This is a genomic window from Vibrio harveyi NBRC 15634 = ATCC 14126 = KCTC 12724 (assembly GCF_001591145.1).
Classification (GTDB): domain Bacteria; phylum Pseudomonadota; class Gammaproteobacteria; order Enterobacterales; family Vibrionaceae; genus Vibrio; species Vibrio harveyi.
On sequence record NZ_BCUF01000025.1, the window covers coordinates 46,707 to 61,112 of the forward strand.

General features: G+C 41.3%; 12 protein-coding genes. 5 read left to right on the top strand and 7 right to left on the bottom strand.

Features of this window, described 5'->3' with window-relative positions:
* Positions 1–7: 7 nt before the first annotated feature.
* Genes tagF through tagH form a run of 6 tightly spaced genes read right to left on the bottom strand, consistent with a single transcriptional unit; the run spans position 8 to position 8,508 of the window.
* Positions 8–703, bottom strand: a complete 696-nt coding sequence (gene tagF, locus VHA02S_RS14155; RefSeq protein ID WP_017190833.1) for a type VI secretion system-associated protein TagF — start codon at positions 701–703, stop codon at positions 8–10.
* Positions 685–4,203 (bottom strand): type VI secretion system membrane subunit TssM, encoded by a 3,519-nt coding sequence (gene tssM / locus VHA02S_RS14160; RefSeq protein ID WP_009699032.1) that lies wholly within the window; start codon positions 4,201–4,203, stop codon positions 685–687. The genes tagF and tssM overlap by 19 nt, the downstream gene beginning before the upstream one ends.
* Before the next feature lie 14 nt (positions 4,204–4,217).
* Positions 4,218–5,510 (bottom strand): type VI secretion system protein TssL, long form, encoded by a 1,293-nt coding sequence (gene tssL, locus VHA02S_RS14165; protein WP_017190835.1) that lies wholly within the window; start codon positions 5,508–5,510, stop codon positions 4,218–4,220.
* Between the two features lie 14 nt (positions 5,511–5,524).
* On the bottom strand, positions 5,525–6,850 hold the full coding sequence (tssK, locus tag VHA02S_RS14170; protein ID WP_080640413.1) for a type VI secretion system baseplate subunit TssK: 1,326 nt from the start codon (positions 6,848–6,850) through the stop codon (positions 5,525–5,527).
* Positions 6,851–6,870: 20 nt separating this feature from the next.
* On the bottom strand, positions 6,871–7,326 hold the full coding sequence (tssJ, locus tag VHA02S_RS14175; protein WP_009699029.1) for a type VI secretion system lipoprotein TssJ: 456 nt from the start codon (positions 7,324–7,326) through the stop codon (positions 6,871–6,873).
* Positions 7,327–7,335: 9 nt separating this feature from the next.
* Positions 7,336–8,508 carry a type VI secretion system-associated FHA domain protein TagH gene (tagH, locus tag VHA02S_RS14180; RefSeq protein WP_038899499.1) on the bottom strand — a complete coding sequence of 391 codons (1,173 nt, stop codon included), beginning with the start codon at positions 8,506–8,508 and terminating at the stop codon, positions 7,336–7,338.
* 318 nt (positions 8,509–8,826) lie between these two features.
* Here tagH and VHA02S_RS14185 point away from each other — a divergent pair, with 318 nt between their 5' ends.
* From VHA02S_RS14185 to VHA02S_RS26355, 4 genes are all read left to right on the top strand, one after another.
* Positions 8,827–10,971, top strand: a complete 2,145-nt coding sequence (locus VHA02S_RS14185; protein WP_038899498.1) for a serine/threonine-protein kinase — start codon at positions 8,827–8,829, stop codon at positions 10,969–10,971.
* 122 nt (positions 10,972–11,093) lie between these two features.
* Positions 11,094–12,638, top strand: a complete 1,545-nt coding sequence (locus VHA02S_RS14190; RefSeq protein ID WP_038899497.1) for a response regulator — start codon at positions 11,094–11,096, stop codon at positions 12,636–12,638.
* Between the two features lie 3 nt (positions 12,639–12,641).
* On the top strand, positions 12,642–12,980 hold the full coding sequence (locus VHA02S_RS14195; protein ID WP_053051936.1) for an Hpt domain-containing protein: 339 nt from the start codon (positions 12,642–12,644) through the stop codon (positions 12,978–12,980).
* Between the two features lie 40 nt (positions 12,981–13,020).
* Positions 13,021–13,200 (top strand): hypothetical protein, encoded by a 180-nt coding sequence (locus tag VHA02S_RS26355; protein WP_005447058.1) that lies wholly within the window; start codon positions 13,021–13,023, stop codon positions 13,198–13,200.
* Between the two features lie 140 nt (positions 13,201–13,340).
* On the opposite strand, the gene VHA02S_RS14205 is transcribed toward VHA02S_RS26355, so the two are convergent.
* Positions 13,341–13,718, bottom strand: coding sequence for a MazG nucleotide pyrophosphohydrolase domain-containing protein (locus VHA02S_RS14205; protein WP_005447060.1), 378 nt, complete (start codon positions 13,716–13,718; stop codon positions 13,341–13,343).
* A gap of 290 nt (positions 13,719–14,008) precedes the next feature.
* Here VHA02S_RS14205 and gloA point away from each other — a divergent pair, with 290 nt between their 5' ends.
* Complete coding sequence (gene gloA, locus VHA02S_RS14210; RefSeq protein ID WP_009701492.1) at positions 14,009–14,395, top strand: lactoylglutathione lyase; 387 nt, start codon at positions 14,009–14,011, stop codon at positions 14,393–14,395.
* Positions 14,396–14,406: the final 11 nt, after the last annotated feature.

Consider the following 14,406-nt stretch of genomic DNA (forward strand, 5'->3'; position numbering starts at 1 on the left):
CTGATACCTACCAGTTCCACTCTTGCCAGTTTCCATCTAACATTGCCGCATATTGACCTATTGAAGGCAGTCCCGACGTAATCAGCATACAGGGCGATATAGTTGCCGACCCTTCAGTCCACCAAAAACAAGGTTTTTTGTATTCCTTACCTAATATCTGATTTAAAAGACCATTCGCAGATAACTGTGGGGTGTTCTCATAAATGGTTGAAAGTTTGCTTTTGTAATGTACTAACGGTACTTCTGCCGTAGGAACATCATCTAAAACTGTCTTATCCGAGTCAGTGAGTCTTCGAGCCCATGCATCAAATACAAAGTCGTCATTGAGTACAGCGACGGCAAGATCTTGACTATTTTGAGTCCACTGACTCTGTTCCCAATAATCCACAGCACTCCCTTCGACTGGTCTCACAACAGTGAAAAAGAAGTAGCGTCCCGCAGAGTCAACACTCGGTATGACACTCCCAATGTAAGTTGCGTCTTCCATGTAGGAGATATCCAGTGCAAAGTGCCAAATTGGAGCCGTGAGAAAGTATTGATGCCATCCTTCGCCCAATTGTTCTCGACTAACAGCTATTATTGCTTGCTGCCAATCATGCCATCGTTCAGTAAACTCTTGAGAAAGCCCATTTTTAACAAAATCCCCTTTCGCAGGCATTTTTCCAATGTAGCCCCAACAGGGTGTTATAGCGTTTGAGGACATCGAAAACTCTCCATCTCGTTAGACCAAAACGGGTTGATCGCACTTGAAGGGATGAGTTCCAGTTGAACTTTGTTTCCTTTCAAATCGATCATAACGATATTGTCATTTCGCGACTCTGGACGCGCTTTTAGCGATTGATCAAGTAATTTGAAAATACCCCACTCACCTTCGTAGGTATGTGCAATCTCGCGTTTTGATTCTGGTGGAGTAAAGACGATTCGAGTTTGGTCTTGCCCTGCGGGCCAGCTTAATGACTTCGCGCGAGCAGGACCGTGCTTATAGACTAAATCTTGCCCACCCAGCTCCAGTACAAAACGAGTAATATGCTGATCTAAATAAACAGGTTTCATTCCAAATTCGACGCGCAAAGAATTGTCCGGCTCAAAGAAAGTTTGTCTTATCCGTTTGGCTTTCTGGAATACTGCGAGTGTTTCTGGACGAACACCAATCTCTTTTTCAAGCTTCCAACGTCGAGTTGAAGTGTCTACAAATGGTTCTAAATACTCCTTAAAGAAGGCATCCATGGTTCCGCCGTAACCGAAAAACCGCTTAAAATCTTTGAGGCGAACTTCCTTCGAGGCATTAGGAACAAATGGATAGCGACCAGCAATTGAGCTTCGATATGGTTTAACCACCTTTGTTAACCATAATTGATTCAAGTGATCTTTAGACCCATTCTCTGCAAACTTAACTGACTCTTGAGACAGTTCTCCTAACCATTGATTAAATGGCTTTGGTAACAACTCCCTTGCACGTTCAAACGACGCAGCAACATCTTGGGTAACTGTTCCATCGAGAATGCTCTTGTATGCAATTTTTTGATTGTTACCCGAACTTGATAAATCAGACAGGTAAGAGCGCAAATTGACCATTGCTGTCTGAATATCTTCAAAATCTTGTTCATCCAAACGTAAGATTTCAGTAAAGTGGGATTCGACTTCTTTACCTGGCAAGGAAACATTAAAGCTATTCTCTTCAGGTAAATACATATCTAACTTGTCAGCGGTATTGGAAAACTTCACTTTAGCAACCTTCCCTGCCACCTCTGACGCCGCTTTTTGGTTCTCTGACAAGACAACTTTGGTCAAACCAACCTCTTTTTGAATCGCACGCAATAATGATTCAATTGGTCTCTCAACCCCCGACAACACTCTTGCTTGAGTAGAGGCTAGATCAAGGGTTGGCGCTTGCTTAAGCTGAATGTCTTCAATTAAGTTTTTCCACTCATTCACATAATCTTGGTAGTAACGTGCTTGTACACCCTGGATTGCACTTGCTTGGTCAATTTCATGCGCTTTTAAATCGTCTCCATATACCCAGTTCTCTTCCATTAACCCTTTCACAGTGCGGTTAATTTGAATTTGGAAAATGCTGTGAAACCCGTTATACGTGTAAAAACCGGAGATCCCTTGAGACAGTGGTTTACCGCTCATTCGCTCAAATTGTTCTAACCCTTTTGGTCCCAGAACGTCTGTTAATCTGAATGACGGCACATGACTTTTTGAAAATTGTAACTTCATGCGTTGGTAAGCACGCTCAGGCAAAGACATTTGAGTTAACACTTCTCGAGCACTCTCTACAGCTGAGTCATTAAATGAGAAGCCTCTTTCGTTGCTTTCCAGAAGGTTATTAGTGTGCGTCATTAGACGGTCTCTTAGTGATTCATTAAGAGCGCCTGGATAATGTCTTTCAAAATAAAAGCCAAACCACGCTAATACTTCTTCTTGTTGATACTTTTCTGGGTTAAACAACATTAGGTAAGTTTTAAGCGTTTCGTATAGATACTGACGATGCTCTTGGTTTCCTTCCATCTCTGAAATCAGGCTATCAAGCACCAGAGGAGCGAAGTGTTTGGTTAGAGCAGACGTGTAGGCGTTATTTGCCGCTTGAGAGACTTTGTCGCCCTGATACAAACCAAACTTCTTTATTGAATCCGAATTTCCGTAGTCGCTTTGCTTTCCCAAAGGTAAAGTCATGATTCGGTCGAGTGTTTCTATCGCGCTGATAATGTCTGATTCAAAATCTAAACTATCTGCACCGATCATTGCTTTTATATGATCCGTCTCTTTGTTGGTTTGGGTGATAAGTGTCGAGTTCCATTGATAACTCATAAACCACGTTCCAATCGCTCCGCATAACGCGACCGCACAGCCGATGTAAACGCCTCGATGGAGCCAACTGGATTGCTTTTGATAATGACGATTGACTGTCCCAAGCAGTTGCTCTTTGAAGATGACTTGATCAAACAAGCTTCTAACGAAATAGCTGTGAGATCCGTGGTGCTGAGCAGATAAACCTAACTTCCCTAGCCCTAGCCCGCTGCTCGATTCGTTCATTAGCCGGCTAACAGGGATACCGTCTTGAACCGAGCTAACCATAAACACGCCTCGAATAAGGGTGGGCTCTTCAAAGCTGTTCTGAGCAAATATTTCTGTAAGGAATTCATCTAGGTTTGCTTGAAGCACTCGAAGTTGCTTTGGAAATTCAAAGATCATCGCGCGCTTATCAAGATCATCCTCTGTTTCCAGAATGCGCAGCATTCGGGCGTCCAATCGCTCAAGTAGATGATGAAACTCTTTATTGAAAAGAGAAACGACACCGCGCTCATCTTCGCAATCTTTTGGGAACATAAAACCGAATAGCTCTTCACGCTCTTCTTTGCTCAGATCCGCGAAAAACTCATTAAACCCCGCCACCAGATCCATTTTTGTAAGAAGAACGTAAATTGGAAACTGCATACCCAGTTGGTTTTTTAGTTCCTGTAAACGAGACTTTATCGCCCTTGCATGCAGGCTCCTTTCCGTGCGTGTTTGCGACATAATGCTAGCTAAGCTGATTGTCACAATTGCGCCGTTAATTGGTCTCTGTGTTCGATATTTTTTTAACAGCCCAAGAAATCCATGCCATGCCTTAGCATCAACTTTTTCTTGGCTATCTTGTGTCGTATAACGACCAGCGGTATCAACAAGAACCGCTTTGTTTGCAAACCACCAATCACAATGGCGTGTTCCCCCAACACCTGCAACAGAGTCCGAACCTAATGAATCCGCTAACGGAAACTCCAACCCAGATTGCTTAAGAACTGTCGTTTTACCTGTACCAGGAGGACCAATCAGTACATACCAAGGTAATTCGTATAAGCTACGTTTACCTTTATGTGTTTTGGTAACCACTTTGATTGCCTGCTCTATTCTGTCTTGCAGCACATTAATTTCTGAGGCAGCTTCTTTATCAGATTGCGAATCCACCTCTAACAGGCTTTGAATTGTTTCGTCTTCTTTTACTTTTTGCTTATGTTGCTTTGTAAGATTGAACACACCCCAAACGAAAACTAATACCAGGATGCTAACCAAACGCTGAAAGTCAGTTTTTAAGGGCTCATATCCCGCAACAGTGATGAGGGGACCTACGACCCAAATAAAAATTGAGCACGCAGCAACACCGACTAAACCGATAAACCAACGTTGAGTAAATATTCTGCCTACTTCTCGGATACTCATTTATCTCACTTTCCTTAGTTTGCAACCATAAGGTCAATTTCGATTCGGCGGTTAAGCGCACGATTTTCATCAGTAGAGTTTTCAGCAAGGGGTCTTGCATCACCAAGCCCTTCAGGAAGGACTCTTCCTTCCAGTGCACTGTTCGCAATCAACTGTTCAGACATCGCCGTTGCACGAGCAAGGGAAAGATGCCAATTGGACGGATATTTACTGGTAAAAATAGGGTTATCGTCAGTATGTCCAGTGACCAAAATCTTCCCTTCGGTTGTTTCTAAAGTGCGAGACAACTTAGATATAACAGGTTGGATATATTCAACGACTTCCGCACTACCTGACTCAAACAAGTCTTGAGCTTTGAGAGAAATCCGAACTCTGTCGGATAGAGCCTCAACAGTCACCAGTTCTTTATTTATCTCGGTTGCTAGATACATAGAAACGCGTTCAGCAACTTTTATTACTTGAGAATCGGACGTAGGAGCCATCTCTGTTTGATTAGGTGAGATGAGATTAATTAAACTGGCAAAGGTTTGATTTGAAGCCTTGTTAAGGTCATAGCTGAAGAACATAAAGATACAGACCAATATTGCCAATGTGACAGAGCAAACCACCCATAAAGGCGCACGTTCCGCCACTTGCGAACCATTTAACAAACGGCTTTCAATATTGTCGCTTAAGCGTTGCTGTAACCCTCGACCGTTTGACTTTAAAACGCTAACAACTTGCTTTCTCAAACGACGGTGTGTTTCCAGACCATTTTTTTCTAATCGATATTGCCCTACGAAACCTAAAGACATACACACATACATGAGTTCCAAGAGATCAAGCTGAGTCTCAGGGAATGACATGCATGTTTCTAAATGCTGAAAAAACGCCTCCCCACCTTGACTGCTAGAATAGAAAGAGGTCAGCAACGAGTCGTGACTCCATGTCGATTGGCTACCCCAATTTGTATTCAAAACTGCTTCATCGATTGCGCAGCATAAGCAGTAACGAGCAGTATCTATTGTTTCCAGATTTATGTTTTGTTGACGTAGTCGGTTTTCGTAGTCTCTTAACTTTTGTGCCAACGTTTCTTTTAAAAACAAGACGTCAGAGTGACTCGCTGTTGCTCGAATCTGTCCAATAATAGAAAGTATGCCATTAGCTTCAGCTAAAATCGGGTTGCTGCCAAATGCGACCACTGAGTCATTGTTGACCACTTCAGGATTCTTTGAGATCACAACTGTACTATCGGCAGATTTTGGTACTGAGATATTAGCGTTTGTTGGTCTTCCACCTGGTGTTGGCTTTATTATTGTCTGTTCCATAATGACGTAACCTGTTATTGGTTAATGCTCCATAGCTCTATGTCTGAATTCGGGAATTGACCAGATAGCTGAAGAGCAATACCGCCACTCTCTTGGAGACGAACCCAGAATGGTCCTTTCTTAATCACTTCAAAATACACATACCCCGTTTGATAAGGGATCTGTCGAGGAACAACATTGAGTGGTGCAACGTTAATACCGTTGATTTGATTATTTATAAGATCTCTAATTTGTTCTGCTGGTCCCAACTTGAGTTGAGCTGGTACCAAACGTCTAATCTCATCAGTACTTGTATCTGCTTTTACTGCCAAAACAAACTGGCTTGATTCAAGAAGTCGCTTATCAGGTAACGGTGTCACTCGAATACCAAGTTGTCGAACCTCCAAAGGAAGTTTATTAGCCGTCTGATCTAGAACAACACTCAGGTATTGGCTTAACACCTGATTAAGCTCTGAAATCGTAGAGGTCAGATTTGAGTGTTCATAATCAATAAGCAAAGGAGCGCGCTTATTTTTACTCGAAAAAGTCGACAACTCACCAACATATCCTCGTAATAGCGTGACAAAATCTAAAGGGTGAACTTGTTCTAACTGCCCCAGATGTCTAAGAATCGTTTCGTAGCGATTGAGCATTTGAAGCATGATGAAATCGACAGCTGAAGCAGATGCCGCTTTACCTTGCACTAAACGTTGAGAAACCACATCAGCACGGATTTTTGTCATTCCCGTTACATTTTTTAGGCAAGCCAACATTGCTTGATCTTTAAGCACATTGAGATGTGGCGGCGTATACTCTTCATCAAGAAGAATTGCGCCTTCCGCAGTGACTTCTTTAATTTTAAGAATCGGTAACTCAACAAAACCTGACAAGTTGTCATTGCTTACTTTAAGCGCAACATTCAACGACGCCACTTGAATGCGCTCTTCATCCTGACCAGTTTGCACGTCTATAACGTCTAGATCGTTTAACACATATCTGCTGACAACACCTTCACTAACATCCGCAATCGTTTTTTCTTTAAGGCTCGATGAAGCAACGACCACTTTAACTAATGTGTTTTGAGTTCCCTTTTCAACCAGTAATGGCGGAAGAACTTCATTAACGTTCTGCAATTCAATAAGAGTCATATCAGGAAGAATCGCTTCGAGTTTCTCGATTTCTACCACGCCTTCTTTCAGACTGTTCGGGTTTATACGAACTTGATACACGCCCCAATTATAAGGCTGTTGAAAACGGTTCAATCCCTTAAACTCATGCTCAAATGCACGCTCGCTTTGCTGGAAATGTTGAGGACGTAAAAACATCCCCTCACACCATGCTGTGTGGGAGTAATCTGCCATTGTTTAGTCGCCAAGTGAGGTTATTTAACGAATATAGAAAGGTCGTCTAGGTGAATTTGGTAAGTGTTGTAACCTGTCTGGTCTACCTTAATCACCTGCCTCCAATTGGAGTTTTCGATGTCACGGAATGCCGCGACTAAACCTAAATACTGAGTTTTTGGTGACATGCTTGCGTGATAAATATCTTCCTGACCAGGCGTTAAAGAAATTTCATATTTGTTCACTAAATCAGGACCTAAAACCGTGTCATAGCTTTCGTACAGCGAAAAGAAATCCTGACTTTCAAAGACGGTTGAAGATGTCAATTCAAACACATAAATCACAACAGGCGACGGTCTGCCATTTGAATCTGGGTTGATATTATGTTTGGCGGTGAGCGCTAAATCAGCATAGGGATCAACTACTAGGTTTGCCGCTGAACAACCAACTAAAACTGCCGTAATAAATAGAAGTAAGGTCTTCATTATTGTTTTCATCATCATTCCTTAATTTTTACTTCTCAGTGCATTTTCATAATGCTTTGCAAAATCTTCCAAATAAAAAGGTGATTCCTTATTTATAATTTCATCCGTTAATTGATAATGAATACCTTCAAATTTCTTCCAGCTTTGAGCATATTTTCTTGCTGGAATTATTTTATTGAAGAAACTATCACTTGACATTGCATCGGAGTAAATACTTGATGGCTCAACTAACGACATAACACTTGAAACGGTACCTTCGACACCTTTCATCAACGCTTTTTCATGGTTTTCTATATCAACAAATGCTTCTTTAATTGCTATGTCTGCTCGCATAAAACTAGCAGTGTTTCGGTTGTATAAATTATGAATAGCATCTTCTAAATTAGCGGAAAACTTTAATGGATTATTTTCTGACTTTCGAAAAGCGGTATGGTTTAAACGATTATTTTGTTTAAACTCAGCTCGATTATGTAATGTTTCCATTAAGCCCAGTAGCATCAAAGAAAACGACTGGCCTAGTTGCTCGAACCACTGTTCGCTATTTTCGTCTGGAACCATATTTGGGTTGATACCCAGACCTCTGACGAAGGCTTGTTGGTTTTTGCTTTCATTTTTTACCAAAGGCTTCGGAGCGCTAATCGGGGTAGACGCATGAGGGGATACTTCTTCAACACTCGGCTCTTGTGCTTCTAAAAAGTCATCCATCAGACCAATATCAAGCTGAAACTCAGAAGGTGCACTGTCTCTTAACAGATCCGCTGCGTTCAAGCCAAACTCATCATGAGTTAAATTTCGGTCTACATCACCAACAGCTAACTCATTGATAGTATTGTGTACTATATTGCTATTATCGATAATTCTTTCTTCTAAACTTACTTGAATTTGATAATCGCCGAGGGCCACGACATCGCCATGGTTGAGTGCCAATTCATTTCCTTGACCAACCGGCGTCACGGCATTATTTACAAAGGTACCATTAGTCGATAAGTCTTTAATCAAGTACTTTTCACCAAATTTGATCAGTTCACCATGCTTACTTGATATGACTCTTTCAGGGTCAGGCAATGTCCAATCACACTGTTCAGAGCGCCCAAAACTGACCTTATCATGTTCACCTGTCGCATCAAAAACGAACTCAGTGTCAATCTCTGGAGTGAACTTATGAAAACTTGTAATGGTTAAAACCAACGTCATGTAAACCTCGCCAAAGGAACTGCTTAATATATAAATTTAGTTCTTAATAGTTAGGCGACCACTTATTAACACTAAGATTAATAATGCCTAATCAAATAATAATTTTATTTCACGAACGGAATAATGAATTAATTTCTCAGCAAAGCAATCTAGGATTATTACGCAGAACAAAATATACAACGAGGTTCAAATTTTTGACGCTTAACTTTTCATTCGTCAAAAAACCGATGTTAGCTTAACCGAGAAATCTTCATTTAATCATTTTTCATTAGCAGATGAGTTATATATTCACACCATCATTTTATATGGAGCCTCGTGATGGACGACAAAAATAAAGACAGTTCTATAAATAAAGAATGCAGTGGCGATAAAACTAAAATTGTAAAGACTCAAAAAAGAGAAAATACAAATGACAATAAGGGCAATATAAACAATGAAGGCTCTGCCCTAAATAATAATGAAACAAATACAAAAGTGTCTCAGAACCTAAACACAATTCCACCAGCAAACAAATTAGTGCGTAATATTGATAATGATGATAAGCAAACTCGATCTGATTCATTGCTCGGGGAGACGGTAAAAAACCGTTATGAAATTGAATCTTTGATCGGCCATGGTGGTTTATGTGACGTCTTTTTGGCGAAAGACAAAATTCTTGAATCTTCTGGAGCAGATGTCCCCTATGTCGCATTAAAGGTACTACAAAAAGAGTATGCGTCTCAGCCAGAAACCGCCCGCATGCTCATTCGTGAAGCACAACAAACTCAGAAGCTTAGTCACCCCAACATCATCCGAGTCTACGATTTTGGAGTAGACGGAGAAATCTATTTCCTCGTGATGGAATATGTTGATGGGGAGACATTAGAAGGACTTATTCAACGCTCTAGACCGGACGGGTTAAAGTACAACGCCACCCTTTCAATTCTGAACCAAACGTTAGATGCATTATCGTATGCACATTCACTTGGTGTGGTCCATGCAGACTTAAAGCCCGCAAACATCATTCTCACTTCGGAAGGTAAAGTGAAGTTGCTGGACTTTGGCGTCTCTAAAACGCACCAACTGAAGCATGACCAATATGCAGCAAAACGAAAATCACGAGACACTGACACGCTGGGTTATACACCGAATTATGCCTCACTTGATATCTTGTCGGGCAAAGAACCGAAACAAAGTGACGATCTGTTTGCGTTTTTCTGCATTACTTTCGAGTTGCTGAGCTGCAAACACCCATATGGACGAACCCCAGTCAACGAAGCGCTTAAAAAAAGCGTTAAAGTAAGCAAGCCATCTCACTTTCCATTTTCAAAGTGGCGCATCTTCTCTAAAGCTTTTGCTACTGGTGTCGTCCCTTCTCAGCTCAGCGCTACTGATATCAAGCACCTGTTAAATAAGAACCGTTGGTCACTTTATTCAGGTATAGCCGCCAGTCTTGCCTTAATGGGTTTGTTAGGTACGTTCTATCAACAACAGCAAAATACCATTAACCAACTCAACCTTACTCTCATAGAAAAAGATCACGCCATCGAATCTGCAGAGCAACTGTTAAATACGCTTCCGGAGCAAACCAAAGCGTTAATTGACAACAAACAAGGGATACACCCAGTGATTGCTGCTGGTTTCCTACGTTTGTATAAACCGCATATCCTTGGAGAATTTGAAGCAAAGATCGATGACGTACTTAACTCTGATGTAACGACTTATCCAAACTACAAACAGATTGAATCCATCTTACAGCAAGCAAAAAACTATTACCCAGATTCCCATAAAATCGAAGTTTTGGCATTGGATATTCAATCAAGCAAACACTCTACTCTGCTTTCTATTGCGAGACAGATAAACAGCCACTTAGAAAAATCCTTGTACACCCAGCAAGACGAGGCTAAATCTATTTACGATCTCAAAAAGGAACTCCATGAAATACATAAAGAGTACCCTTTCACTCCTAGCTCGTTGGCAAGCGAAGTCTTTGGTCAACACCTCAATGAAGCGCTAAAAATGCGCGATGCAGCAGCTTTAGTCACACTCATCAAAGTTGGAAACTCCTTTTTTGCTGAGTCTGAAGAACATCAGCAAAATTTGGCGATTAGCAATACGATGAAAGATGCGGTATTGGAAATGAAACTTTACGAGACCGCAAAAGAGAGCTCAACGCCGTTGCCTTTCCCTGCTGATGCTGCACGATTGTTGTATCAGGAAGAGTTTGAAGGACTGCACTACCGACTCAACCAAGCTCGCACAACGGTTAACCTAGATAAGCTCGTCAAAGATATTGATGCATTTTCTGAAAATTTCCCGCCGGGTTTCCAAGATATTAATGATCTGCGATTCCAAACCGCCGATAAGTACCTACAGTTTTCTGACATTCTTTTAAACAAGCGGAAGTCTAAAAGTGCGAGGCGAGCGATGAAGAAAGCAAACGAGCTGTTAAAACGCGTCGAAACGGAAGCTGAACAGAGTTAATGACTACAAAAGTTGATGAGGGGCATATCGCCCCTTATTTTAACGTAAAAGCGCTTGCCTTTATGCAAACTGATGACTAATTTTATTTTAGAGTGTGCTAATCCGTATAAATAGGTAGAAGTTTGACCACAGGGAAGATCGAAGTCGATAACATCAGCATTTTAGTCATTGATGACTGTTCAACCTCTTCAACGTTGATCAAGCATCAACTCGTCTCGCTGGGAGCCAAAATATCCAACATTACCTGCGTTAACAATGCGCAGCAGGCGTTGAGTGCTACTAAGACTCGCTTTTACTCGTTCATCATTATGGATTATCACCTGTCTTCTAAGTTGACCGGGCTTGATCTAATTAACCTGATGAGTCGAGCGAAATTGATATCAGACACAACAGCCGTGCTTATGATATCTGGTGACGCTACGCAAGAAACCGTGCTCACTGCGCTTTCTGGTCGTGTTAGACATCTACTTACTAAACCGCTTCAGACAAAAGCACTACAAACTAAAATGCTCACTGCTCTACAAGAGCAGCATCACCTTGCTGAAGTAAAACAATACCTTAGCAAAGTTTCAGTGCTTTCTCTCAATGACGTTGCGCAACTGCATAAGAAATACGTGACCAGTGTTTGTGTTGAATCACTCTTAATTGATACTTTGATTGAAGCGAAACAGTTTGAGGTACTAGAGAACTTCCTTCCTTTTTGCAACGACAAAGAACACGCGAGTCGAATTTGTGCTGAAGCATTCCTACTTCACCAAAAAGGTAAGATCCGTGAAGCTGTTGAAGTCCTTGCAAATTACGTCACACACAATCCGCTTTGCTTAAGGGCTATCGATAATCTTGTCGGGCTTTATGAAACCTTAGGGCAACACAATAACGCCTCTATACTTGCAAACCGAGCCTTTGAGCTCACCCCTAGTAGCAGTGCAAGACTGATTACTGTATCTAGGGTTCTGTCAAAACTCGCTCAGTTCGAGCGACTGTACGACGTTGGTTACCTTTACGCATCCAATGTTTCATCCACGGATACTCAGTGGCTCACTGCGATGAATACTTATGTTGACTTGATTAGTGAACATTTTAAGACGCTCACTAATGCAAATGACAAAAAGAAAGTACTCCTAAAGCTCAATGAATTTTGTTTGCTCGCTGAGAAACAGCTTAATCGTAACCAACAAGTTGATTTAGCCGCTTTTAAGCAGATGATGCAATGTAAGCTTCTTTTACTAGAATCACGTCCGGAGTACGCTCATAGAAAGCTAATGCACTCACTTAGCTACTACTACGCAACGCCGAACAAAGCACCTTTACTGCTATTAAAACAAGCTATTCCTTTGATGGACTTTTTCGGCGAGTTTGCTATCAAGCGTTGCTTGTTAACCTTACTTGCAGCGAAGTCAGGAACCGCTTTAAAACTCAGCGAACAAAAGAACTCCGATGAAGAAACGTTAGGCAAAAGATACCCTTTCTCAGTCGAGATGCGCCTCAAGCGGCTATCGGATAACAACATTGAAGCGACAGACATCATTTTGGATGAGAGCATTGAATTCCTTTCTCAGCGTCCACTACCACCAAATTGGTCTAACTGGCTCAAAGATTATCTTTCGGGATCGTATTCGACCCAGTTACCAATACCTTTTAACTTACAAGCCACACAGTGGAGATGAATAATGATCAATTTCGAAGTGTTGAATATCTACATGGACAACGATGCCGACATTATCTTTGCTGTTTTCTCAACTTACATGGAAGACTACGAAGATGGATTAGAAAGAATCAACCAACTCAACGCAGAGCAGAACTGGGGGGACTTATTCTTATTATCACACAGCTTAAAAGGCATCCTTTCTAGCTTTGGAGAAGAGTCAGCTGTAACCGCATTGAGCAACATTGAGGAGCACACAAGAGACAATATCGCACCGGATAGCGGGGATCTAGCTATAGTTAATAAAGAGCTGGTGACGATAAACCAGCAAATAACAGATTACTTATCTAACATGGATCAGTAACAACACTATAAAAAATATACGTTAATTGGAATGCTAGGCTATGAATAACACGAATTTTAAAGAGTTGATAGATTCACTTAAGGATCTGACTCCAACTCAAAAAAAATACTTAATAAGTCAAACTCAACTCTCTTTGGACGAAAGCGAACTTCTTAAAAACAAGGACTTACTTACACCCGAAGAGCTTGAGCTTTTGCTTGCAGTGACAAACGCGAAGTGAAAGCGAGACGTTAGAAGCTAACCTACTCATTAGTTTACTTTAATGCTCTAGTTCACTTTGATTTCTAACTAGGGGTAAGCGAGCCTTACCCCTAGTTTTTATCAAATAGACACCCATCTTGAGGTTACTTGGGTATAGGCTTAATTTTCATTCATCTTGCCTTGGTATTCTTGCTGTAACTTTTCCTTTTGATCTGCTTTTACTTCCGCCCAGCTTCCGTTGTTTTCAATCGCTGTCACCCGAGCTTGGTATTTCTCTACTGCTCGATTTAAAACAGAATAAGGGTCAATGCCCTGCTCTTTTTCTAACGCCATCAGGATATTTAAGTAGTTCCACAACACATCGCCAAGTTCATCTTCTAGATAACACAGACGCTCTTTAGCGATCTCTTCGCTGACTTCTTCAAGCTCTTTGTGTAGCGCATCAAAATACGTTTCTGAGCCTCTATACCAAGTGTTGTTCTTGTCGTATTCAGCTTTGCGCTGAGCAATGTCAAACAAGGCTTTAAAGCTCTCCATTGCTTTCTCCTCTTTACACCAAGATTTGTGCTTTCAATTAGATAGTCACTCACTCTAAGTAATTTAAATTCAAAAAGAAAGCATCCGTTATTCACCTCATCTTTTTCAGTATCATCACAAACAAAGTGAACTTAAAGCCTCTCATTAATAACAATATGTTATGCAATCAATAACCAATGATAATTTCATGTTTTCAAGGTTAGCCATTATCTTAATCTCAATGACGTTGTTTGTTGGGGCACGGTTGTTGTTCGAACAACACCTAACAAGCCGAGATAAGAAGGTTAAATATGAAATTTCTTCACACTATGATCCGCGTTGCTGATCTAGATAAGTCCATTGAGTTTTACACCAAAGTTCTTGGTATGAGCGAGCTTGATCGCTTCGAAAACACGGAATACCGCTACACGCTCGTATTTGTGGGCAACGCAGACCAACCAGACAGCGCGACGATTGAGCTGACTTACAACTGGGACACAGACAGTTATGACCTAGGTAATGCGTTCGGTCACATGGCATTAGGTTGTGAAGATATTTACGCTGCATGCGACAAAATCAAAGCACTTGGTGGCAATGTCACTCGTGAACCCGGTCCAATGAAAGGCGGTGAAACTCACATCGCATTCATCAAAGATCCTGACGGCTACCAAATCGAATTGATTCAAACAAGCAAATAACGAGGTTAGTC

Excerpts from the sequence above, each read along its gene's own strand:
- tagF (WP_017190833.1), bottom strand. The coding sequence starts at position 703 with ATGTCCTCAAACGCTATAACACCCTGTTGGGGCTACATTGGAAAAATG.
- tssM (WP_009699032.1), bottom strand. The coding sequence starts at position 4,203 with ATGAGTATCCGAGAAGTAGGCAGAATATTTACTCAACGTTGGTTTATC.
- tssL (WP_017190835.1), bottom strand. The coding sequence starts at position 5,510 with ATGGAACAGACAATAATAAAGCCAACACCAGGTGGAAGACCAACAAAC.
- tssK (WP_080640413.1), bottom strand. The coding sequence starts at position 6,850 with ATGGCAGATTACTCCCACACAGCATGGTGTGAGGGGATGTTTTTACGT.
- tssJ (WP_009699029.1), bottom strand. The coding sequence starts at position 7,326 with ATGAAAACAATAATGAAGACCTTACTTCTATTTATTACGGCAGTTTTA.
- tagH (WP_038899499.1), bottom strand. The coding sequence starts at position 8,508 with ATGACGTTGGTTTTAACCATTACAAGTTTTCATAAGTTCACTCCAGAG.
- VHA02S_RS14185 (WP_038899498.1), top strand. The coding sequence starts at position 8,827 with ATGGACGACAAAAATAAAGACAGTTCTATAAATAAAGAATGCAGTGGC.
- VHA02S_RS14195 (WP_053051936.1), top strand. The coding sequence starts at position 12,642 with ATGATCAATTTCGAAGTGTTGAATATCTACATGGACAACGATGCCGAC.
- VHA02S_RS26355 (WP_005447058.1), top strand. The coding sequence starts at position 13,021 with ATGAATAACACGAATTTTAAAGAGTTGATAGATTCACTTAAGGATCTG.
- VHA02S_RS14205 (WP_005447060.1), bottom strand. The coding sequence starts at position 13,718 with ATGGAGAGCTTTAAAGCCTTGTTTGACATTGCTCAGCGCAAAGCTGAA.
- gloA (WP_009701492.1), top strand. The coding sequence starts at position 14,009 with ATGAAATTTCTTCACACTATGATCCGCGTTGCTGATCTAGATAAGTCC.